Source organism: Pseudomonas putida (assembly GCF_028682455.1).
Classification (GTDB): domain Bacteria; phylum Pseudomonadota; class Gammaproteobacteria; order Pseudomonadales; family Pseudomonadaceae; genus Aquipseudomonas; species Aquipseudomonas putida_AA.
Genome location: NZ_JANHLD010000007.1, coordinates 16,235 through 37,223, shown reverse-complemented (window position 1 = coordinate 37,223; position 20,989 = coordinate 16,235). Strand labels below are relative to the sequence as shown.

Here is a 20,989-nt window from a genome sequence, read left to right as displayed (position 1 = left end):
TTCATCGGCGTGCTGCTGCTTATCGCCCTGTGTCTCATTAGCTGGATCGTCTACAAAAACGTGATTGTGCCAAAACTCCAGCAACAGGAGCAGGCCGAAAAGGCCTCGCCCAACAAGGCCAAGAGCCTGCCGGATGTGAGCTTCGCAACCACGCCTGCGAACGCCGACGACGAACCTGCTGAGCAGCCCGCCGAGCAGGCGCAAGCCGCCAGTACCCAACAGCAGCCGGCGCAACCGACCCAGCCCGGACAGCAGGGCAAGGTCGAGCTGACGCCTGAGCAAAAGGCCATGCAGCGCCGGCTCAGCGCGTCGAGCGCCACGGAGCAAATAGGCGCCGTGGGTGCCGCCGCCACACCTAGCCGTGGTGAAAAGGCTGAGCCGATGCAAACCAGCAGTAGCAGTTCGGAGCTGGCCACGCGGATGAACAGCGCCCGGTACACAGCATCAAGGGCGACACTCATGAAAAACATGGGCATGTCGATAGCCGCTGGCACGATGATTCGCTGTGGCACGATCACCGAGCTGGATACCACTGTGCCCGGCTTCGTTTCCTGCCAAGTGTCGAAGGAAGTCCGTTCGGCTGACGGTTCGGTGGTGCTGATCGACAAGGGTGCGACGATCACAGGTGAAGTCAGTGGCGGCATCCTGATGGGCCAGGCCAGGGCCTTTGTGCTGTGGTCGCGGGTCCGTAACCGCGACGGCGCCGTGGCCTACCTCGATGCGCCAGGCACCAACCGCCTCGGCAGTGCCGGCATTCCTGGCCAGGTCGATACCCACTTTTGGGATCGCTTCGGCGGTGCCATGTTCATTTCCGTGTTCAGCGACCTGAGCCGTGGTCTGATGCAGGCCCTGGTCAACTCCACCGACAAGTCCAGCAGTGACACGAACGTGAACCTCGACAACACGTCCAACACCTCCGATTCGCTGGCTCGCGAAGTGCTGCGCGCCACTATCAACATCCCGCCAACCCTGACCGTCAATCACGGCGAGGCCGTTTCGATCTTCGTGCCGCGAGACGTTGATTTCAGCGATGTGTATGGCCTGGAAATGGTGGAGTGAAGGAGACACATATGGATATTGCGAGCGAGCGCGACCTGGCTCTAGCGGACATGGACATGGCCCTGGCGGCGGCGAACTTCGCCCCGCTGCGGCAGTACCTCGATGATCCAGAAGTGTTCGAGATCCGGGTGAACAAGTTCGGCCAGGTGGTATGTGACACGCCCAAAGGGCGCGTCTTGCATGACGACAAACGGATCACCTACGACTACCTGTGGGCCTTGAATGACCATCTGCTGAGCCTCAACGGACTCGGCCGCACGCCGATCAGCTACGTGAAGTTGCCGGATGGATCTCGGGGGACGTTCTGCTGGCCCCCCGCGACTGTCGAAGGCTCCATGCTCATGTCGATCCGTAAGCATTTGCCTGTATCGAAAAGCCTGGCTGAGCTTGCCCAGGAAGGCCGCTTTGCCAAGGTGCGACACCGTAAGCAGTCTGAGCAATTCACTCTTGAACCGTTCGAGGAAGAACTGCTTGAGCTGTTGGAAAAGGGTGACGTGGAAGGCTTCTTGACGCTGGCCGTCAAGACTAAGCGGAACATTGCCGTAGCCGGTCCTACCGGCTCCGGCAAAACCACGCTCACCCGCTCGCTGATGGGTGCGGTTCCGAAGATCGAGCGTGTGCTGCTGATGGAAGATACGCACGAAATCGACGATGACCGTCTCGATGAGGTGGGCTATCTGATGTACGGGGAAGGCGATGGCCGAATGTCGGCCCGCGAATGCCTCAAGCTGTGCATGCGCCTGTCGCCTGACCGGATCTTCCTGACCGAGCTGCGCGACGATGCCGCCTGGGATTACCTGGCCGGCGCGAACACGGGGCACCCTGGGGGCATTTTCTCGACGCACGCTGACAGCGCGGCCAGCACCCCAGCGCGTATCGCCACGTTGGTAAAGGCCTCGGAAATCGGTCGGGCGCTCGACTACGACGTAATCATGAAGACCATCAACACCACGTTGGATGTGGTCGTGTACATGGAAAAACGTGAAGTGCTGGAAATCCTGTACGACCCGATGTTCAAGAAACAAGCAATGGCAGCGGTGTAGGAACTCAAGCCGCTTAGCGCCCTGCAGGGCTAAACCCAAGGAGTAGTACGCATGACCGAAGCAACCAATATCTGGACTGCCACCGCCAACGAGATCACCAAGGCGGTACGTGAAAGCCTTATCGCCATGGGTTGTGGCGAGCCACAAACAGGCGATGTCTACGACCAGCTGCTGCTGATTGGTCGTAGCGGCGTGGAAGAGCTGGTGCCCTCCGTGAGCAAGTTTGGCGCCCGCGAGTTTGAAAGCGTCATGGCCGTGGTCGTGGACCTGCTGGGCGGTGATGGCATTGCCGTGCACGGTGAGCTGCCTATCTGGCTCCGTGTTTACCCCAGCGTGGAAGGCAAGCTCCCTGCCTTCAGTGTCGATGACTGGCGATGGATTCGCCTGTCCTCGATCCAAGAGGTTCAACCCCGCCGCGCAATCGCCATTGGCGAAGATACGTCTAAATGGCAGCTCATGGTCAACGTTGTTGCCAATGGCCAGGTGTACCACGCTACACAGCGCCTGTTCCTCGGCGCATCGGTAGAAAAGCCGGTAGACCGTCTGTTGACGTTGGTTAGCGCCGCTGTGAGTGAAGAACAGCGGCGCCGGATGCAACTGTGATAGTGCGCAGCAAGTAGCACACCCGCACCAAACCAGCCCCGCATTTGCGGGGCTTTTGTTTACCGCTATATCTTGTGCTCGATCAGCTGGCCAGCGACACAAGATGTTGTGTTTTGAGGGGTAATTTTGAAGCAAACAAACTGGACGGTTATTGGTGTGGCCAGATGGTACGACTGGAAGCTGGGCAAGCTTTCCGACCGGGACCTGGCCAAACTGGTCGGAACCAGCGAGGGCAGCATACGCCGCCGACGTGTTCAGTTCGGGATCGAGGTTTACTCGGTCGCGGTGGCCATCGCCCCTTACCAGCACCTGCTGGGCGTGGAGTCGGACAGGTCTGTCTCGGCCAAATGTGGTGTATTGGTGAAGAGTGTCAAAGCTTACCGCGAGTCCCAGGGCATCAAGCCCAGGTCAAAGGCCACACGGCGCATTCAGCGTCTTCCGCTCGATCATCCCGTCAGGCCGTACAAGAGCGCGCTGGGCCTGGTTCCCGATGAGGACATTGCCCAGGCCTCGGGCGTGGCCGTAGAAGTCGTGCAGGCGCTGCGCGAGGCGTTCGGCCTGGATGCTGTCGCGCCCTCCCCCGAGCTGGCCAGCCCGGCGCCGGTCGAGGACTACCACGGCCCCGGACTCGGTTACGAATCGCTCCTGGGCACCATGTCTGCCGCCAAACTGAGCCGCACCGTAGGCGTGGCCTATGCGGTCGTAGAGGCACGCCGGCAGTTCCTGGGTATCGCACCCTACAAGCGCGTGTCGCGTGCTGATCGGTATGTGCATCTGTTCGGCGTGGTGCCAAACAGCGTGCTGGCCAAGCTCGCAGGTGTGTCGCATGAGCGCATCGCAGACATGCGCCGGTCGAGAGGCGTCTAGCGGACAAGAAAAAGGGGCCGAAGCCCCTTTGCCATTTACAGGCCGAATGCCCTGCCCTTTTCTTTGGGCTGTTTGGCCGGCAACTGCTGGCCTTGCTGTTGCTTCTGCGTGCCGTCTTTCTGTTTGCCGGCCTGGTCGTGGCCTTTGCGCTCGAGCGCATGCCGCTGGAGCTGCTTGATATCCAGGGCGCCGGCCTTGGCGTTCAAGCGGCTGATCGCAGCCCCCAGCTTCTGCCGGTTATCGGTGAAGATTTCCGCTGCATGACGGGCGCGGCTGATCGCCACGTAGTACACGTCCTTGGCGGTCGTGCGCGACTGGGTTTCAAGGTTGATGAGCACCTTGTCGCACGTAAGGCCCTGGGCGCTGTGAACGGTCGAGGCATAGGCCAGGCCGACGAACATGGCCGATGCGGTGTCCAGCTCGACCTGCCGGCCTTTTTCTCCTTCGAGCACCACGCGGTCGCTGTGGATCTCCTTCACCACGAATCGGTCGCCGTTGGCCAAGTCCTTTTCGGCGTCGTTTCGGGTGATCTTCACCTGATCCCCAGGTGCCAGCTCTGTTCGCTCGACGCTGTAGACCGACAGCTTTGTGCAACGGGCCGGGGTGAATTGCAGCGTCTCGCCTTCCGGGCTGCGCACCGTGAGTTTGTTCCCGGGGCCGGTGTCGAGTACCACGTACTGCACGCCCCGTTGCAGCCCGTTCTTGTAGTCCACTTCGGGCACGACAATGCTGCCCTTGCCGTAGTATTTGCTGTGCCGGCGCTCGGCCTGGGTCGTGTCCAGGCGATTGAGTAATGGATACTCCGTGCCCTGCCCTTTCAGGCCCAGCGCCTCGCGCACCCCTTCGTTGATCTCGATCCGGCTGGCGTTGGTACCGGTGATAATCAGGGCCTGGTCGCGCTCGGCCTTCGGCATCGAGGCGTAGGCGTCGACAATCGCCTGGTAGCGTGCCCCGTTGTCCTCGATCTCGCGGATCTCGTTCACCAGCGGCAGCGATTGCTTGGCTTTACCCTCGGCGGCCAGCTTCACCGCCTCCAGCAACTGCGGGTCTTTCTGCCGCTGAATGTCGGTGAGCCGGGACGTTTCCATACCGGCTTTCATCAGCTGCTCGAATGGCTTGCCGGCCTCGATGGCTTTGGTTTGCGCCACGTCGCCCAGGAAGACAACGCGAGCGCCGGCAGCCTCGATGGTTTTCATGGCTTCGTGCATCTGCCGGGCAGGAATTACGCCGGCCTCGTCGATGAACACGACGGTGTTGCTGTCGATCTTCTTGTCGCGGGCCTTGAGGAACGATTGCAGCGTGCGTGCCTCCAGGCCCTCGGCCTGGAGCGCTTTCACCTGGCTACCATAGGGCGCCAGGCTAGTGACGCGGTATCCGTTCGCCTCCAGCAGATCCTTGGCCGCAACAGTCATGTAGCTTTTGCCGACGCCGGCAAAGCCCTGGACGCCGATGAACTGGTTTTGTGTGCGGGCGATCCGCATCACCGAGGCCTGCTGTTCCGCCTTCAAGCCCCGATCGGCAAGGAAGGCTTCGGCGGCTTCCTTGGAGATCCGCGGCTGAACCGTGCCGCGCCCCATTCGCTCGATTTGCAGCACCTCGCGCTCGCGCTTCTGCGCAATGTGCGTGGTGAAACGGTTTTCACCCTGGCGCAGCCGTCCGGTGCGGATACCCTCATCAACGAGCCTGGCGGCCTCTGAGCGCGATTTGCCAGCGCGGACAAGGTTTGCCACCCATTCCTTGCGGCTAAGCTGTGGCGCCTCCTGACGGGCCTTCTCGGCGGCCTTGCCCTTCTTCCCATCGGCTGGGTTCTGTGATGAGTACAGCGGTTCCTCGCGGATCAGGTGGCCAGATGCGGCTCGCCGCTCGATGCCGGCGCGCACGTCGTCGATGGTGAGGGCGCCGTACCCGTGGCGCAGCGCGGTATCCATCAGCTCCTTCTGGCCGATCACCGCCTGGCGCTCGGTCAGACTCTTGATCGCGAATTCGATCACCTGGTCGGCACGGTACTCCAGGGGCTTCTCGATCTGCGGTGTGGCCGCGCTGTTTCGCTCCCTGCCGCCCTGGGCATCGGCGCCGACGCCGGCCCACTCGCGGCTGTGGTAGTCGATACCCAAGGCTCTCGACCGTTCAAGCCAAACCTGGCGCAACTCTTCGCGGTCGATCCCGCCCTGCTTTTTGTCGCGGGTGGCCAGCGCAGCCTGGTTCTTTTCGGCATACGACGCCGTGCTGCGGTCCAGGCCTTTCGCCGCAAGCGCTGCCTCGATCTGCTGGCTGCGCGAACTGAATTCGCGGATCTGCTCGTCGGAGAAATGCGCCAGGTCGAATGTGCCGTTGCGCTCATAGCGCAACTGGAAGCCGGCCTTTTCCAGCTCGCGGGCCAGTTCCGCCTTGTAGACGTTGCCCAGGAACATGGACGAATTGAACACGCCGTCATTTTTCAGCGCCCGCCATTCGCCGTCGCTACGCTGGGTCATGTTCAGCACGAACGCATGGGTATGCAGGTCGGGGTCCAGGGCGCGTGACGTTTCGTGTCGGAACTTGGCCACCACCAAGTTGTTGGTGTTCTCGGTGCCGGTCTTCTTGTTGACCGTTATCCGGGCCTGGGACAGCCGTTCGGCTTCACGAATGGCCGCTGCCACGGCCTTGTCGTGGGCTTCGATGATACTGGCGTCCCCGTGGACCAAGGCCTGGAGTGACACACCTTTGGGCGCCGAAAAGGTGAGGTCGTACCCCAGCCTTTCCTTGCTGACCACTTTGCCATCCGCCTCTTTGACGGTCCGCATAAGCTTCGTGCTGTCGCTAATCCGGCCATCCAACAGCTCGCGGAATCGGGCCTGCTCTACCTCCCCGGACAGGCCCAATGCCTCGGCGCCTGCACCTTGCCATTGCATGGCGCTGCCGTCTTTCGCGTAGTAGTCATCCGCACCATCCGCGTAGTACGACACGACTTTGCCCAGTGATTGCCGAGAAATGGTCGTGATATCGAGCATTTAGATGATCTCAAGGTTTGGGACGATGCCCGGTACCGGGTTCGTGCGGGTGAAGTTGATCGGCTCGATGGCCACCCGTGCAATCGGGATGCTGCCAGGGAACGACAGGAAGCCTTCGAGGTTGTTCAAGGCCATGATTTCCGACGACATAACGATGCGCTCGGGTTTCACATCCTCGTTCTCGCTGCGAGTGCCCCAGTCACCCCAGCGCGAGCTGCGGCCTTCCTTGGTGCGCAGTACTTCATGCTCGCTCAAGGCTTTGGACATGCGTTCGGCGGTTGCCGTACCCATGCGGCCAACGGCCAGGGCAACCATTGTCCGGTGGTTGGCCAGCATCGTTTCAGCCAGTTTCTCGCCATACACGGATTCGAGCTGGGTGTAGGACTGGTAGCCAGATACCACGCAACCGCCCTTCTTCCGGCCCCGAGTCAACATGTCGCCCAGGGTGGGCAAACGTTGCAGCGACTCCAGCTCGTCGAGGTACGTCCAGATCCGGCGCTTGGGGTTAGACTTCATCCCAAGAATGCTGGTGAAAATGGTATCAACCCAGCAACTAATCAATGGGCGCAGCGCTTCGCGCATGTTCTCGTCCCAGGTGATAAACAAGTTGCCGCCGTTAGGATCTTCGCACCACTGGCGCAGCGAAAAATTGCCAGGCGGCATATCAAAATGCGCAGGAAGTTTATTACTGAGGACAAACCGGACGCTGCCTGTAGCTCGCTCGTTTTCCGTGAACAACGATACGGCGCGGGTGCCTTTTACAAACCCCTGGAGCGCTTCCGAACTGCATTCGTTAGTCCATCGAAATACATTTCGCATGCCAGGATTGCGCGTGGTGTTGTACAACTTCTTAGCCACCTCTGCGAACAACAGGCGGCCATACTGGTTCCATTCTTCCGAATCGTTACTGTCCGACACCTGAATAATGGATTTTGCGTAGCGCTCGAAATCGTAGTGACTACGGATTTCGTTGTAGAAGTTCCAACCTTCGGTTCTTGCGTCATAGGGATTCAAGATTTTATCCCCCTTGCGATAGAAGGTGGATAAGAATTCCCCATCTGGATCAAGGATTACCATGCGATCTTTCCGCTGCATGCAGCCGTACATCATTTCGCGGAAAATCGTACTCTTACCCGTACCCGTGGCGCCGCCAACTGAGAAGTGTGTCGCCTCGGCAGCAATAGGAACAGGCACCCCGGCAATAGTTATTTGTTCCTCTTTCTCCTTTGTCAGTCTTTTAAGCTCACGCTGGGAAACAAGTTGGCTACCACGGAAATACTTATCGAAGTGAGCGCCGGCAAAAGTCGTCTTGCTCAACTTCACGATAAGCACACACAACGCAATCGCGAGTATCAGCCCACCAACTAAAGCAACCGCAAGCGGCCACAAGGTGAACGTGTTTTTCGCCAGATAGAACACCCTGTCTCGGGCGCCTTGCTTTTCAATTCCATACATCAGCTTGGCGGTAAAGAACCACGCGAACAGTGGCACCAGCACCATGACGGCGAGGCAGATTTGAGATCGTTGGCGCTCGTTCATCAGCTATCCCTCTTTGATGAATCCCATACGTCGAAGCCCAGGCGCTCGACCTCGGCCTGGGCTTCCCTCTTAGCATCCGGTTTGGACGCGGTGCGCAGAAGCAATAGCAGCTCGATCAAGATGGCCATCGACTGGCGGTCGATTCCAGCGGTCGGCTGGCCGTCACCGCCAGGCCGTTGATCGAGGCGCTGGAGGATCATTTCTAGCGTGTCCTCCTGCTCCATCTGCCGGAAAAGCTGCCGGCGTACATACTCCGAAATGTCGCCCTGGGACCGCTCTTCCAGCTCGATTTTCTGTGTTTCGGTGCATCGAAAGCTCACTGTGGGCACGGATGGCCTCCTTGTCTGACGTGTGTCAGACACAAAATACAGCAAAATCAGGGCTTGTACTCACTTTTGTCTTACGCAGGTATTACGCTTTTTCGCGAGTCGTTGAAAATGCCTTATTTTTCAACGACTTAGCGATGCGAAGCATTGCGTATGGTGTATAGCTCGTTAAGGGAAAATACCGCTCTGCTTTTAAGGGAGAAAATAGCCGTCTGCACCCCTCGGAGGCCGCAAAAAAGCGTCCTCCTGATCCCTCACGCGCAGCGTGAGGGGCTTTTCGCCGCCCAGGGGTGCCACTGAGTACGCATTGAAGACAACCGAGAGACGATGTGAAGACACCGGAGAGACAAAAAAGGGACTTGCCAGAGTCAAAAGGGACGGCTAGAGTACGGATCAGAGACAAAGAGGGGACAAAAGTGCCCGAGGTCGATAACGAGGGGTAAGCGATGCCACTATCGCGACTAAAACCACGGAGCGATTCGGCCCTGGTGCGGAACATGCTCGGCGAGATCGAGGCCGCACTGACAGCCGGAGCCTCACGGGAGGATGTTTGGAAAACGCTCAAAGAAGAGCACGGGATGGGGATTGGCTTTAACGGGTTTTGCAAGGCGCTGATGCGAGCGAGGGCCGCAAGGCAGGAGCGAGCTGGAACACCAGCGACGACCACCCCACCGCCACCCCGACCGGAAAGTGATGGCCAGGGAAAGGATGTGGATTGCGCAATCCAGAAAGACGAACCAACGCCACCCGAGGCGGGCGCCCCCGTAAAGGGTCGCATCGTCACCAGTAGCGATTTCGAGAAAGTCCACTCCATGGATTTCTCTGATCTTGATGATAAATATACGGGCAAAAGGAAATAGCGTATGAAACGAGCGATCTTGAACTACAGCGGCAGCATCGGCAAAACCACTATTGCAGCGCACCTGCTCTACCCTCGGATGCCAGGCGCGGCATTCTTTGCCATCGAGTCGATTAACCAGTCGGCCCTGGACTTGGGTATTGCCGAAGTGGTTACGATGCGAGGCCGCGAAGCGGGCGAGCTGATTGAGGATTTGGTACTTGAAGATATCGCCATTATTGACATTGGCGCTTCTAACATCGAATCGTTCTTTGAGGCTGGATCGCGCTATCACGGTTTCATTGACGAAATTGAACAGTTCATCATTCCGGTAACTCCCGAGCAAAAGGCCTGGCAGGAAAGCTTGAAAACTGTTGAGGCGCTGGCGACCATCGGCGTTTCTCCTGATCGCATCATTCTGCTGCCGAACCGAATCCGTGATAATCCCGAAGCTGAAATTCCGTCGATCTACAACTATGTAAAGAAAACCAAGAAGGCGACCATCAAACCGGGCGCGTTCCTGTTTGACAGCGACGTTTATGGTTATCTCGCGGCCAACAAAATGTCGTTCGATCAACTGATTGGCGAAGATACCGACTACAAGGCAATGGCCAAGGCCGAAACTGATGTTGAGAAGGCCAAGGAATATGCACGCCTTCACCGTTGGACAAGTTACGCGAAGCCCGTTCGCGCTAACTTGGACGAATGCTTCGCCGCTTTGACGGCCTAAGTGCACCGGAGTGCCAGTGATGGATTCTAGGAAACCGAGAGAAGAAGTATTAATTGAGTGGTTCCTGGGCGACTCGAAAGAGATCCTGGCCGATCTCCAGGGCGCGGTCGCGGCGGCCCGTGAGGTCCACCAGTCGATGCAGGAGGCCGGCGCAAGCCTGGCCTCCACGGTCGAAGACGCACGCGCCGAGCTGGTGACGGCCAATCGGGAGCTGACCGCCGCGATTCGGGAAACCGAGGCACGGCATGACAAGGCCCTGGAGAAGCTGGACCGCCAGGCCAAGAGCCTGTTGGCCGCGACCCAGCGGCGGACGGTATGGGTGGCGGCGATCTGCGCCGGCATTGCCGGCCTGGCCGGAGGCCTGGGCGGTGCCCTGCTCTTCTACCGCTTGGTTGCCGGCTAGCGCCGGGTTGTGACACACGCTGAGGCCGCCGCAAGGCGGCCTCGCCGTTTGTGGGAGTCGCCGCAGGCGCTCCCGTGCGGCAAGCGGAGCGCGCAGCGCCTGGGAACCGGGCGCGGAGGCGAGAGGGATGGAAGCCCGAAGGGGCGAGACGCGGCGTAGCCGTGGCTCGATGCGCAGCACGACAGCCCGCGCCGAAGGCCTCGCCCTGGATTGCGCAATCCACTTCTATTAAACTGGATTGCACAATCCACAAGACAGGATCGTCACCATGTCGCTACTGCCGACTCATGAGGTCTATGCCGAGCTGCAACTGGCGTATGAACACTTCAACGTCCAGCTGTTCGACGGCCAGCTACCGGACTGCCTTATCACCCTCCAGCGTGAACGCCGAACCTACGGCTACTTCTCGCGCAAGCGCTTCGCCCGTCGTAGCGGTGAAATGACCGATGAAATCGCCATGAACCCCGGCTACTTCGCGATTCGCTCATTGCGCAAAACGCTGTCGGTGCTGGCCCATGAAATGGTGCACCTGTGGCAGTTCCACTTTGGCGCGCCTGGCCGGCGTGGCTACCACAACAAGGAATGGGCCGCCCGCATGGAAGCCCTGGGCCTGATGCCCAGCAATACCGGCGCACCTGGTGGCAAGCGCCTGGGCGAACAAATGGATCACTACATCATCCCAGGCGGGCGCTTTGACGTGAGCTGCGCGGAGCTGCTGACGCGGGACTTCTCGCTGTCGTGGTACGACCGTTTCCCCCCGGAACGACCGCAAATTGACCCGCCGACCGGCTCGAACGGTCGCGGGTTTGTCGATGACGTAGACGGTGAGGACGAAGGCCAGGGGCAAGCTCTGGATCAGGGCGGCGATGAACTGGGGCCGCTCGGTGATCTGGTCGAGCTGCCGCCCGAGGTGCCGCCGAACCGGTCAAACCGGGTCAAGTACCGGTGCCCGAAGTGCGCAACGCAGGTGTGGGGCAAGCCTGAACTGGCGATTCTTTGCGGCGGCGAACACTGCGCCGGGTCGCCATTCCAGCCGGTCGCACGATGACAAAGGCCCGCGAAAGCGGGCCTTTTGGATAGCGCAATCCACATCCTCAACGGTGGCCAGGTCCTGCGCCCTGGCCTCGATCTCCGGCTTCCCAGCACGCGGCGGCCTTGCGCAGCAAGCCGGCGCTATCGCGGTGCGCCAGTTCGCCCGGTTTGGTGATGAATGTTGCGGCGGCCTCGTAGAACTCTGCGGCCACTTCCCAATCGTGTTGCAGCTCGGCCTTGCGCGCAGCGGCGGCAAGCGCCTGGCACGTCCTGGCAGCCTTGGTCGGCGTGGTCTGGTGTCCGTACATATCCTGTTCTCCAGCGGTGAGCGCCGGGGCGAAGCCTCGGCGCTCGGTTGGGTAGTGGGGTTAAGCCCGTTTAACAGCCCGTGCGAAGGTCAGAAGGTCGGCGGCCTCCATTAACTGGCCGCGCTCGGCCAGTTGCTGCATGGACGGCACCGGGCGAGCTGGGGCCGCTGCGCGGCGCGCAGAAGCGGCCAGGCGGGCCAGGAAGACACGGAACGAGGGAAGCGCTTGAGTAGCCATAGGTAACTCCTTTTTTCGCAGAGGAAGGCCCGGAGCGGTTGCCGCCGCTGGTATCCGGGCCGGGATTGGTTTACTTGGTCAGGCGCTCGCTGCGCACAAAGCCTTCGCACATGTCACGGAAGATCGTGGCGTGCATCTCCAGCGGGAACTCGGCGATCACCTCGCGGCGACCGATGCCGCCACGCTGGGCAACGATCATGTACATGGTGACGTTGGCTGGGGTCTGGTTCGGGCGAGCCTGATGGGACACTTCAACGGTGAAGCCGCTGAACTCGCGCAGGGCCTCGGCTTCGCTGAAATACAGGATGTGGGTTTCGATAGTCATGGGTTGAATCTCCTTTCGCAGATTGCCCCGGAGCGGTTGCCGCCGCTGGTTTCCGGGGTGTCGAGGCGGTATTGCTTCGACGTGGTTAGTATCTCAAAAAGCGGCCCTGCCGTCAACTATTCGTCAAACAATATTTGACCTAAAGTTTACTGAAATTCCACCGATCACAGGGCAAAAAAAAGCCCCGGACGTGTCCAGGGCGGGGAAGGCAGTCGCGTCACTGCATCATCCAAGTGAAGCGGTACGGATCCATAAAGGGAATATCGTCGTCGAAGCTGTCGAAGTCGGCGGCGGGCTGCGGGGAGGGTTGCGGCGGCTGTTGCTGCGCTGGTCGCCGTTGGGCCTGCTGTGGTCGCTGTGCCTGCTGGCGGGGTGCCTGCTGCTGGCCTTGATTGTACGGATCACCGCCTTGTTGTTGGTTCTGCGGACGCCCGCCCAGCAGCTGCATGGTGCCTTGCATGTCCACGATGATCTCTGTGGTGTAACGCTTGATGCCGTCCTTCTCCCATTCGCGGGTCTGCAACTTGCCCTCGATGTAGCACTGGGAGCCTTTGCGCAGGTACTCGCCGGCAATTTCCGCGACCTTGCCGAACAGCGAAACGCGGTGCCACTCGGTGCGCTCGACCTTCTGGCCGCTCTGCTTGTCTGTCCACTGCTCGCTAGTGGCCAAGCTCAGGTTGGTAACGGCGTTGCCGTTGGACAGATAGCGGACTTCGGGGTCTTGTCCGCAAGTGCCAACGAGGATCACTTTGTTTACGCCACGGGCCATGATGAGTCTCCTTTCTCGCGAAAGTGCCCGGTCTAGACCGGGCACGCTGGGTTAAATGAATGCGTCGTTGATTGCTTCGATCAGCAATTGCTTTTCGGTTTCGCTGTGCATGTTGACCAGCATCTCATTGAACAGGTCCACCCCTTTCCGCGAACCCAGCTCGTCGTCCTCGATCACCTCCAGCTCGTAACGGATCAGGTCGATGAGATCGGCCAGAACAATGACCGCGCAGACGTTAAACGGGTGTTGGATCACTGCCTGAGAATCCATGGTTGCCGCCTCCGGTTTGCGCATCCCCTTAGCGAACGAAAGGAAGTCTTCTTTCGTCAGGAAATCGCCGTCCTCTAGAAAGGTGCTGGTATTCATGTTTTGTATCTCCTTCGCAGATTCCCCGGAGCGGTTGCCGCCGCTGGTGTCCGGGGTGTCGAGGCGGTATTGCTTCGACGTGGTTAGTATCTCAAACCGTGGCGCTTTCGTCAACTGTTGGTCAAACAATCTTTGACTAATAATTGACTTGACGCGGCGCGCTTTTCGGAGCTGCTTAGATGCCGAGGTGGGAGCGGGAGGTAAACATAAAGCGCGCCCGCGAAGCGGGTGCAGCCCCGCTTTTGCCCTGGAGCTTGAGTCTCCCCCGGTGGATCTGCTCGTCAGCCTTCGGTTGGTCGCGGTAAGCCCCGACTACCCGGAGCTGGGCCGCCGTCATGGGGACCGTGGAATAGCGGAGCGACCGAAGGGAGTGAGCATATGCCGCGAAAGCCCCTTGACGGCATAGGCCCAGCGGAGGGTAGGCGATTAGGGCTGATAGCGGCCAGCCGGAGGGTGATGAGCACACCCAGGACGCGCAGGGGCGGCAAGGTGGCCAGCAGGCCACCGCGCAGGCCGACAGGCCGGAGGGCAAGCGGAGCGCGCAGCACCTGGCGGGCCAGGTGCGCAGGCGAGAGGGATTGAAGCCCGAAGGGGCGAGACGCGGCGCAGCCGTGGCTCGATGCGTAGCACGAAAGCCCGGGCCGCAGGCCTCGCACTAGATCTTCTCGCTGGCCAGGTGGTGGAAGTACCAGGCCAATTCGGGACGCCCCCCGCCCATTTGTTGCTTGATGGCAGTCACCAGATCCTCGCGAACTTGGCCGGCCGCTGTTTCCAGGCGCTGGCGGATCTCATCAACCTCGGCGCTGGCGACCCATTCAAGGCAAGCCAGGTAATCGAGCACGCCCTTTTCCTCTGTTGGTGTAAGCATCTGCAAATCCCTCAGCAGTCAAACTGTCCGTGACAGAAAGGCGCCATCTAGGCCTTTTTCTGTCGGTTAGGTGTCTTCTTTGTGGTCCCTGGTTGGGCCTCCTTTGGCTGCTCATGCTTGGCGGCCATCTGCTTGACCAGCTCGGCTTCCTCGGGGGTGAGCCAGACCATGACGGGCACAAGGCCGACTGTTTGGCGTTCCAGCACGGCGGTTACGCGCTTGATTGCAGCGTGTACAAGCTGCCGCGACTGGCCGATGTTGTTGGCCACCTCGATAGGTTCCTTGCCCTCCACCAGCACCGCCCTGGCAATGTCCAGGGTTTTGGTGGACATGCCCCGGAGCGCAGGCAGGGAAGCGGTCCATTGTTCGGCGGTGTATTTCGGCTGGGTGGGCTGCATTCGCGGTTCCTTACTGTTGGCTAAATGCCCTGCTACCGGCAGGGCTACGGGTCAAGCGTGCTACTGGTTCATTTGCTCGATGAAGCCCCGCGCATGCGCTTCCAGGCGGCGGGCGTCTGTGGTGCCGGCATGGAGCCGGTGCCGTTTGACGCCCTGGGCGGTGGCTTTCCAGATGACGTAAAACGTCCCCTCGTTGTTGCGCTCGATAGTAATGGCAACGCCCTGGTCACTGGTACCAACCTTGGCGGCGACTGCCGCCACGGTTTCGCTTTCCAGTGTCTGGCGGTCCCATACCAGCAGGGGCACAAACTGCGGGTCGTTGATCGCGTCGGCTGTCTCCAGGCCGCCCGCATCGCACAACCACGCTTCGTCGTCATCGTCCCAGGCTTCGGCGGTGATCGGAAACATCCACGCCAGAAGTGGCCGACCGCCCTGCACCTGGCAGGCGTAAAGCTGGTCAGAGTCGAGCAGAAACGCCACGCAATCCCCAGGGATGAGCAGGCCATGCCCAGGGTTGGCCTTGAGTAACGATCGGTAGGCTTCCAACGTGCGTTCGTAAGTCATGGTCGGTTCCTCGATCTTAGGCCTTGGCCACGGCCAGGGAGTGGGTAGCGATGCGGCGCATGATGAGCAGGTGGGGCAGGGTGGCCAGGCCCGTCAAGGTCCAGTAGCGCCCGCCCCACTGGGCAAAAATGGTCGTCATGTTGCCGTAGTCCAGGTCGGCCAGCTTGAACGACGCGCCCAGCTCGTCGGCGTGGTAGTCGATGACGGGCCGCTGCGAAAGGTTGAACTCGAAACGGGCGGCGGTCGTGCGTGCCGGTGGCGTGCCATAGGCGCGTTCTTGATCGATCAAAAACGCCTCTTCGTCGCCCAGGATGGCGCCGGGGTAACGCACGCGCAGCTCGGGCAGCATCAGGCCGGAATGCTGGGCCATCCACATGTTTGGCCCGATCTGGCGGGCATAGTCGATGATCGCGGTATGGCCAGGGACATAGAAGACTTTGCACATGGTTCGATCCTCCAAGGGCGGGGGAAAGCCGGGCGTTAAACGCCCGGCTCGCCAGTTACGCGGCGGCTTGGCCGCTGCGCAGGGCCTGGGCCAGTACCCACAAGGCGCGATTGAGTTTCACGTCTTGGTCAATGCCGTTAACGGCGCGGGTAGTTGTCCGGCGTCCTTGCTTGTTGCGGCCACGCAAGCCGCCCTTGATGGTGTTTTCCTGCACGCGGTTGAACGTGGTCCAGAGATCGCTTGCGCGGTCTTCGGCACGGCGTGGCATCAGCAGTTGCGACGGCGTGACCGGGGCAGGGCCTTCGGATGGGTCGTAGCGGTAGGCCAGGGCCGCCATGGCGAACGCTTCTTGCTCTTCCTGGCGCAAGTGGTAGTGCTGCATGTCGTCAAGGTTGGCGTCGATCTGCTCGAACTGGCCCAGCACCTCATAGGCACCTTCGATAACGTCGTTAACAACGTCAATGCGGCCGCTGTGGCGCACTTTCTGATCCATCGCCATGTCGCCCAGGACCAGCCCGTTAGCGCACACGAAACGGAACTTGCCGGCCATCATCTGGTAGCTGCTGCTGCCGTCGTGGCTGTTCAGCAGAATGATTTCGTTCGCTTCCTTGCTCATGATGTTGCTGGCATGGCGCAGGCGAATCATGTGCTTGGTGTGCTCGCGTTTGTCGGTGTTGCGGACGCGGGTCTGGCACGCCATGAACGGCTGAAAACCTTCTGTGCGCAGCGCATCGAGCACCTTGACGGTTGGAATGTACAGGTAACGTTCCGAACGGCTGTCGTGCGCTTCCTCGGCAAAGATCGAGGGCGCCACGCGGGCAATCTCGTCATTGGTCAGAGGGGCATCGCTGCGGATCATGCACGGATTACGGAAGTTGCTGGAAAGACGCATTTTTGTATCTCCTTCGCAGATTCCCCGGAGCGGTTGCCGCCGCTGGTGTCCGGGGTGTCGAGGCGGTATTGCTTCGACGTGGTTAGTATCTCAAATCGGGGCGCTGTCGTCAACTGTTGGTCAAACAATCTTTGACTAATAATTGACTTGACGCGGCGCGCTTTTCGGAGCTGCTTAGATGCCGAGGTGGGAGCGGGAGGTAAACATAAAGCGCGCCCGCGAAGCGGGTGCAGCCCCGCTTTTGCCCTGGAGCGTGAGTCTCCCCCGGTGGATCTGCTCGTCAGCCTTCGGTTGGTCGCGGTAAGCCCCGACTACCCGGAGCTGGGCCGCCGTCATGGGGACCGTGGAATAGCGGAGCGACCGAAGGGAGTGAGCATATGCCGCGAAAGCCCCTTGACGGCATAGGCCCAGCGGAGGGTAGGCGATTAGGGCTGATAGCGGCCAGCCGGAGGGTGATGAGCACACCCAGGACGCGCAGGGGCGGCAAGGTGGCCAGCAGGCCGCCGCGCAGGCCGGCAGGCCGGAGGGCAAGCGGAGCGCGCAGCGCCTGGCGGGCCAGGTGCGCAGGCGAGAGGGATTGAAGCCCGAAGGGGCGAGACGCGGCGTAGCTGTGGCTCGATGCGTAGCACGAAAGCCCGGGCCGCAGGCCTCGCGCTATGCCTCGGATGACGGCAGGGCGATCACTCGCCGGCACCCTGCTCCAGCTCCAGCAAGCGCGCTGTGGCAGCCTGCTCGATCAACAAATACAGGCGCTCAACCTGCTGTTGTTCCAGCGCTTTCAACAATTCCAGGGCCTCCACCATGCCCTCGGCGCGGGCCTGGGAAATCAAGCAATTCGCCGCGCTGGTGGCGGTGTTCACTTCGGCCAGGCGCCTGCGCAATACAACCTGATAGCTCGGCGGCAGGATCAGGCCAGGCATCAACTCCTGTTCGTTTCGCATACCGGCCTCCCTCAGTTTTCGCCGACGACCTGGCGCACTTCGGCCATAACCTTGTTCCACTCGTCCACCGCATCAAACATCGCGCCGACCGCTGCCAAGGCGTGCTGTTGCTTGGTGTAAGTGCGGTTCATGTGCTCGGGCACGATCACCACGGTATCCGGGTTGCCGTAGTCCATGAAGCCAACGGTAACGCTGCCATCTTCCATATCGAACATCCGCACAACATCGAGCAGGCGGTTATAGCCTTTCGACTCCCACACCAGCAGGTAACGCACAGCATCTTCCTTGCTTACAACCTTGAAATCGTAATCACTGGACATGTTCAGTTCTCCGCGTGGTAGAAGGTTTGCGCCCATTGGTGCGCTTGTGCAGGTAACGCAGCACGCCCAGGGTCATGCGTGCGTCGGCTAGGGAACGGTGGGCGCCATCCTCCAGCACGCCGCAAGCTCGGGCGGCCTCGATCAGTTTGATCCAGCGCCACTGCCAAGCCCCATAGCGGCCCTCAACCCATTCCCCATGCCATTCGGCATACAGCAGCATGGCGCAGGCGGTGGCCAGTGCAGGCGCGACAAGTCCGTGCCGCTGGTGGGTCTGCGACAGCAGGCGCTCGTCAAAGGAGGCGTTGTAGGCGACGACCGTTCGGCCCGAGACGATAGAAGCGTATTGCTCTGCGATCTCCGGCCAGGCCGGCGCGGTGGCCACCATGTCATTGGTGATGCGGTGAATCCCTGTGGCCTCCGCTGGAATTGGCTGAGTAGGGCGTATCAGCGTGTTGAGTAGGGGCGTGCCGCTCGCGTCGAGGATCGTGATTTCGCACACCTCGTCGCCATCACCCACGCCCGTTGTTTCAGTGTCCAGCAGCAGACAATCCCCCTCGATCAGCGCCTGGGCACGGGCGGCCACGGCCTTCCGCCGAAGCTGCGCCGCGCTCGGCTCCCATTTCCAGGGCACGCAATCGGCGGGATCGTATACATCGTAGGCCCCGCGGCCTTGCCAGACGCTGCCGGCAGGCCGGGTGCTATACCCCGGCATTAGTCGGTGGCGTGCCTTGAGGTCACGGCAGCAAAGCCAGCCGTTGGCCTCCGCTTCCGCTGGGGTGAGGTGAATACGCGGCCTTGCCATGCCTGGGGCCTCCTGTCAGTTGTCGCCAGTGATGATCGTGTGACGGGCCTGGGACACGTCCAGCGTGCCAGTGCGACCGTCTACAAAGCGCACAGCCATGGTCGTTTCCGGTGTGCCGGCGACGGCGTGCGCGGCGGCGCGCAACTCTTTCTCGCTGCGGTGGGCCAGCAGTTCGAAAAGCACATGGGCGTCATTGGCGGCGTCCGCGCTATCCCGTTCCAAGGCACCTTTGAGGCTCTGTTTGAGCCAGTTCGAGGCGGTGGGGTCGGCCAGTGTGATGGCGATGCTGTCGGCAAACTGCGCGGTACCGGACGACTCGCGGTTGCTGCTGACGGCCTGGGCGGCCTCACGGTCGATAGCGCGCAACTGATCGCGGGCGGGCTGGCTAAGCCCGCTGTGGAACTCGGCAAGCTGGGCCAGGCCGGTGAGCTGCCACCATGCCGAGGTAAAGCCGTCGCTCCGTTCGGGGCCATCGGGCAGGGTAAGCGCACCTTTCAACTGAGTGAGGTGCAGTTGGGCGCAATCGATAATGGCTTGTTCCAGCTCAGTCATGGCGTATCAACTCTTGGTGGTGGGTTGGGTCCAGTCCTCAAGGACTAGGCCAGGCACGCGAGCAAATTCGCGAGTGTTGTTCGTGACCAGCACACACCCAGCGGCCAGGGCATGGCCGGCTATCGCTGCATCGTTGTTGCCGATTGGCGTGCCCAGACGGGCGAGGGTGGTGCGGATCTGCGTTGTTTGATCTACGGCGGCGGCGTCCCAGGACAGGATAGCGTCCAGGCGCTCCACGAAGGCGTTGACCATCGCAGCCACCTTGGGCGATGCCTTGGGGTTGGCGGCCCCGAAGCGCATTTCGGAGTACGTGATGGCCGAAACGACAATCCGGTGCTGATTGGTGACTGCCTGTTCCAGCTTGGCCAGTACCGCGTCGGGGCGTTCGCGCATGATGAATGAACAGATGTTTGTATCGAGCATGTACGTCTTTTTGCTCATGTGAAATCACCCAGGAAACGGCCTTCCTCGATCACATCCTTTCGCTCGGTCAGAAAGTCAGGATCTGCGGCCGCCACGTCGCGCAACGATGCCCAAGAGGGGCGCACAGGGCGCAGGATCAGCGTTTCGCCGTCGCGGATAATCTCCAGCTCGGAAACGCCCTGGTACTCCATATCCCGGGGGATGCGGATCGCCTGGTTTCGGCAGTTCATGAAAATGGAAACGGTACGCATGGGAACCTCCTACAAGTTGAAACACGTTGAGGCGGTGATGGTGCTGCCGCGCTCGATGCCCAGGTTTGCAAGCTGGCCGCGTGGCACCTCGATAATGCCGAGGGCGGGCCGCAATGATGAATGCTTGACGGTTGTGTTTGGCTCCAGCTCCTGCACGCTCTGGATAACCCCGTCTGCTCCGATCCAAGCTGCCTCTAATGGGGCGGGGGTGTTCTTCATCCACACAAACCGCACTGCCGGCGTAGCCCAGAGAAACAGCATGCCGCGCCCTGGATCTGCTCGACCGGCGAGGCCCTGCGCCTGGGTGGCTTCGGTGGTTGCCACGGGTAAGTCAAGGATCGCGCCGTTCTGGAACGACAACCTACAGTCGGCGGCCTGAACCTGAGCGCTGAGCGTGGTCCCCAAGAGCAATGCAGGTAAGCAACGGTAGAGCATCGGAACCTCCCTCAATCTCTGAGAGAATTCTAACATATGTCGAACATATGTCATAGGAGCAATTGAGCATGCCGGGGTGCGTCGTTATACTGCTCGCATGCGCTCCTTCGCAGAGCACTAGAGGCCCGTTTGCATTGCCGTGCAGCGGGCTTCGCCATTTCTGGCCCCTTGTAATATCCCTCCCCAAATATCCCCAAAACGTCGTAGAGCCTGGTGCGCGTGGCTGACTAGCGAGGCCCGCCCGAGTCTGTCCGGTGCGAGCGGCTGGCCGCTGCCGGCAGGCAAAAAAAAGCCCGCATTGCGGGCTTGGGGAAGTGCTGATACCGATCAATTGGTTAAGTCGGTGATGGTTCGGCCCAGGTTGATGGCGAACAAGAGCAGGGTCAAAAACCAGTACAGGGCCAGGCGCTTATCCTTGGCGCTGTAGCCCTCGCTGAATCTGTTTTGACGCTCCGTCGAGACGTACAGAGCGCCCCGGAAGCCCTTGGGAATGACTACGACAAAGGCGAACAGCAGCCAATCGAAGCCCGTCTCTTGCGTGGGGCTGTGATAAGCCAGCCACGCGGCAAAGCCAATCCAGATTGCCCAGGCCCAGGCATACAGGGCTTTGCGTTGCGTAGTTTGCACAGTGCTATCCATGTGATTGATCTCCCTTTCGCTTGT

At 60.7% G+C, this 20,989-nt stretch carries 29 protein-coding genes; 8 read left to right on the top strand and 21 right to left on the bottom strand.

All coding sequences use genetic code 11. From position 1 onward, the window contains the following. The 4 genes from virB10 to NPS58_RS29405 all read left to right on the top strand — a co-directional run. Nucleotides 1-1,059, top strand: a 1,059-nt coding sequence (gene virB10 / locus NPS58_RS29420) for a type IV secretion system protein VirB10 (RefSeq protein WP_274118594.1), incomplete at its 5' end; no start/stop codon positions are given. 11 nt (nucleotides 1,060-1,070) lie between these two features. Continuing rightward, complete coding sequence (locus NPS58_RS29415; protein WP_214417399.1) at nucleotides 1,071-2,102, top strand: ATPase, T2SS/T4P/T4SS family; 1,032 nt, start codon at nucleotides 1,071-1,073, stop codon at nucleotides 2,100-2,102. 51 nt (nucleotides 2,103-2,153) lie between these two features. Then, nucleotides 2,154-2,705: a hypothetical protein gene (locus NPS58_RS29410; RefSeq protein ID WP_141989055.1), complete on the top strand. Its 552-nt coding sequence runs from the start codon at nucleotides 2,154-2,156 to the stop codon at nucleotides 2,703-2,705. 126 nt (nucleotides 2,706-2,831) lie between these two features. Then, nucleotides 2,832-3,572 carry a hypothetical protein gene (locus NPS58_RS29405; RefSeq protein ID WP_274118593.1) on the top strand — a complete coding sequence of 247 codons (741 nt, stop codon included), beginning with the start codon at nucleotides 2,832-2,834 and terminating at the stop codon, nucleotides 3,570-3,572. 35 nt (nucleotides 3,573-3,607) lie between these two features. Here the strand turns inward: NPS58_RS29405 and mobF are convergent, their stop codons facing one another. Genes mobF through NPS58_RS29390 form a run of 3 tightly spaced genes read right to left on the bottom strand, consistent with a single transcriptional unit; the run spans nucleotide 3,608 to nucleotide 8,430 of the window. Continuing rightward, nucleotides 3,608-6,562 carry a MobF family relaxase gene (gene mobF, locus NPS58_RS29400; protein ID WP_274118592.1) on the bottom strand — a complete coding sequence of 985 codons (2,955 nt, stop codon included), beginning with the start codon at nucleotides 6,560-6,562 and terminating at the stop codon, nucleotides 3,608-3,610. After that, nucleotides 6,563-8,101 (bottom strand): type IV secretion system DNA-binding domain-containing protein, encoded by a 1,539-nt coding sequence (locus NPS58_RS29395; protein WP_049289576.1) that lies wholly within the window; start codon nucleotides 8,099-8,101, stop codon nucleotides 6,563-6,565. It abuts the gene before it with no gap. Continuing rightward, nucleotides 8,101-8,430 carry a hypothetical protein gene (locus NPS58_RS29390; protein WP_046094785.1) on the bottom strand — a complete coding sequence of 110 codons (330 nt, stop codon included), beginning with the start codon at nucleotides 8,428-8,430 and terminating at the stop codon, nucleotides 8,101-8,103. The genes NPS58_RS29395 and NPS58_RS29390 overlap by 1 nt, the downstream gene beginning before the upstream one ends. Before the next feature lie 494 nt (nucleotides 8,431-8,924). Here NPS58_RS29390 and NPS58_RS29385 point away from each other — a divergent pair, with 494 nt between their 5' ends. The 4 genes from NPS58_RS29385 (at nucleotide 8,925) to NPS58_RS29370 (ending at nucleotide 11,446) form a co-directional block, all read left to right on the top strand. Next, nucleotides 8,925-9,287, top strand: coding sequence for a hypothetical protein (locus tag NPS58_RS29385; protein ID WP_054882044.1), 363 nt, complete (start codon nucleotides 8,925-8,927; stop codon nucleotides 9,285-9,287). A 3-nt stretch (nucleotides 9,288-9,290) separates the two neighbouring features. After that, complete coding sequence (stbB, locus tag NPS58_RS29380; protein ID WP_012477622.1) at nucleotides 9,291-9,995, top strand: StbB family protein; 705 nt, start codon at nucleotides 9,291-9,293, stop codon at nucleotides 9,993-9,995. Between the two features lie 19 nt (nucleotides 9,996-10,014). Continuing rightward, entirely contained in the window at nucleotides 10,015-10,398 is a 384-nt protein-coding gene (gene stbC / locus NPS58_RS29375) for a plasmid stabilization protein StbC (RefSeq protein ID WP_012477621.1), read from the top strand. A gap of 268 nt (nucleotides 10,399-10,666) precedes the next feature. Beyond that, a complete protein-coding gene (locus NPS58_RS29370; protein WP_046094784.1) occupies nucleotides 10,667-11,446 on the top strand; it encodes a SprT-like domain-containing protein in 780 nt (259 codons plus the stop codon). 46 nt (nucleotides 11,447-11,492) lie between these two features. Here NPS58_RS29370 and NPS58_RS29365 read toward each other — a convergent pair whose 3' ends face one another. The 18 genes from NPS58_RS29365 to NPS58_RS29280 all read right to left on the bottom strand — a co-directional run bounded on the left by NPS58_RS29365 (nucleotide 11,493) and on the right by NPS58_RS29280 (nucleotide 20,953). Further along, nucleotides 11,493-11,738: a hypothetical protein gene (locus tag NPS58_RS29365; RefSeq protein WP_015272406.1), complete on the bottom strand. Its 246-nt coding sequence runs from the start codon at nucleotides 11,736-11,738 to the stop codon at nucleotides 11,493-11,495. 60 nt (nucleotides 11,739-11,798) lie between these two features. Further along, nucleotides 11,799-11,975, bottom strand: coding sequence for a hypothetical protein (locus NPS58_RS29360; protein WP_250169617.1), 177 nt, complete (start codon nucleotides 11,973-11,975; stop codon nucleotides 11,799-11,801). A 70-nt stretch (nucleotides 11,976-12,045) separates the two neighbouring features. Then, complete coding sequence (locus NPS58_RS29355; protein ID WP_046094783.1) at nucleotides 12,046-12,300, bottom strand: hypothetical protein; 255 nt, start codon at nucleotides 12,298-12,300, stop codon at nucleotides 12,046-12,048. 217 nt (nucleotides 12,301-12,517) lie between these two features. Then, nucleotides 12,518-13,069: a single-stranded DNA-binding protein gene (locus NPS58_RS29350; protein WP_274118591.1), complete on the bottom strand. Its 552-nt coding sequence runs from the start codon at nucleotides 13,067-13,069 to the stop codon at nucleotides 12,518-12,520. Between the two features lie 51 nt (nucleotides 13,070-13,120). Further along, nucleotides 13,121-13,435: a hypothetical protein gene (locus NPS58_RS29345; protein WP_054882042.1), complete on the bottom strand. Its 315-nt coding sequence runs from the start codon at nucleotides 13,433-13,435 to the stop codon at nucleotides 13,121-13,123. Between the two features lie 655 nt (nucleotides 13,436-14,090). Beyond that, nucleotides 14,091-14,303 carry a hypothetical protein gene (locus NPS58_RS29340; RefSeq protein WP_274118590.1) on the bottom strand — a complete coding sequence of 71 codons (213 nt, stop codon included), beginning with the start codon at nucleotides 14,301-14,303 and terminating at the stop codon, nucleotides 14,091-14,093. A gap of 47 nt (nucleotides 14,304-14,350) precedes the next feature. Continuing rightward, on the bottom strand, nucleotides 14,351-14,701 hold the full coding sequence (locus NPS58_RS29335; RefSeq protein WP_046094857.1) for a TrfB-related DNA-binding protein: 351 nt from the start codon (nucleotides 14,699-14,701) through the stop codon (nucleotides 14,351-14,353). Nucleotides 14,702-14,761: 60 nt separating this feature from the next. Then, nucleotides 14,762-15,265, bottom strand: a complete 504-nt coding sequence (locus NPS58_RS29330; protein ID WP_046094858.1) for a hypothetical protein — start codon at nucleotides 15,263-15,265, stop codon at nucleotides 14,762-14,764. Nucleotides 15,266-15,281: 16 nt separating this feature from the next. Continuing rightward, nucleotides 15,282-15,710, bottom strand: coding sequence for a hypothetical protein (locus tag NPS58_RS29325; RefSeq protein WP_046094859.1), 429 nt, complete (start codon nucleotides 15,708-15,710; stop codon nucleotides 15,282-15,284). A 55-nt stretch (nucleotides 15,711-15,765) separates the two neighbouring features. Beyond that, nucleotides 15,766-16,602 (bottom strand): DUF932 domain-containing protein, encoded by an 837-nt coding sequence (locus NPS58_RS29320; RefSeq protein WP_015272400.1) that lies wholly within the window; start codon nucleotides 16,600-16,602, stop codon nucleotides 15,766-15,768. 680 nt (nucleotides 16,603-17,282) lie between these two features. After that, on the bottom strand, nucleotides 17,283-17,543 hold the full coding sequence (locus NPS58_RS29315; protein WP_015272399.1) for a hypothetical protein: 261 nt from the start codon (nucleotides 17,541-17,543) through the stop codon (nucleotides 17,283-17,285). Nucleotides 17,544-17,554: 11 nt separating this feature from the next. Next, nucleotides 17,555-17,863 carry a hypothetical protein gene (locus NPS58_RS29310; RefSeq protein WP_054882062.1) on the bottom strand — a complete coding sequence of 103 codons (309 nt, stop codon included), beginning with the start codon at nucleotides 17,861-17,863 and terminating at the stop codon, nucleotides 17,555-17,557. Beyond that, nucleotides 17,853-18,665, bottom strand: coding sequence for a 3'-5' exonuclease (locus tag NPS58_RS29305; protein ID WP_052735121.1), 813 nt, complete (start codon nucleotides 18,663-18,665; stop codon nucleotides 17,853-17,855). The genes NPS58_RS29310 and NPS58_RS29305 overlap by 11 nt, the downstream gene beginning before the upstream one ends. 15 nt (nucleotides 18,666-18,680) lie before the next feature. Next, complete coding sequence (locus NPS58_RS29300; protein ID WP_274118589.1) at nucleotides 18,681-19,217, bottom strand: hypothetical protein; 537 nt, start codon at nucleotides 19,215-19,217, stop codon at nucleotides 18,681-18,683. A 6-nt stretch (nucleotides 19,218-19,223) separates the two neighbouring features. Then, nucleotides 19,224-19,658, bottom strand: coding sequence for a type II toxin-antitoxin system VapC family toxin (locus NPS58_RS29295; protein WP_046094767.1), 435 nt, complete (start codon nucleotides 19,656-19,658; stop codon nucleotides 19,224-19,226). Beyond that, complete coding sequence (gene vapB, locus NPS58_RS29290; protein WP_046094768.1) at nucleotides 19,655-19,891, bottom strand: type II toxin-antitoxin system VapB family antitoxin; 237 nt, start codon at nucleotides 19,889-19,891, stop codon at nucleotides 19,655-19,657. Before vapB ends, NPS58_RS29295 begins: the two co-directional genes overlap by 4 nt. Nucleotides 19,892-19,900: 9 nt before the next feature. Continuing rightward, entirely contained in the window at nucleotides 19,901-20,326 is a 426-nt protein-coding gene (locus NPS58_RS29285; RefSeq protein WP_046094769.1) for a DUF192 domain-containing protein, read from the bottom strand. A 327-nt stretch (nucleotides 20,327-20,653) separates the two neighbouring features. Next, nucleotides 20,654-20,953, bottom strand: a complete 300-nt coding sequence (locus NPS58_RS29280; RefSeq protein WP_274118588.1) for a hypothetical protein — start codon at nucleotides 20,951-20,953, stop codon at nucleotides 20,654-20,656. Nucleotides 20,954-20,989 lie beyond the last annotated feature (36 nt).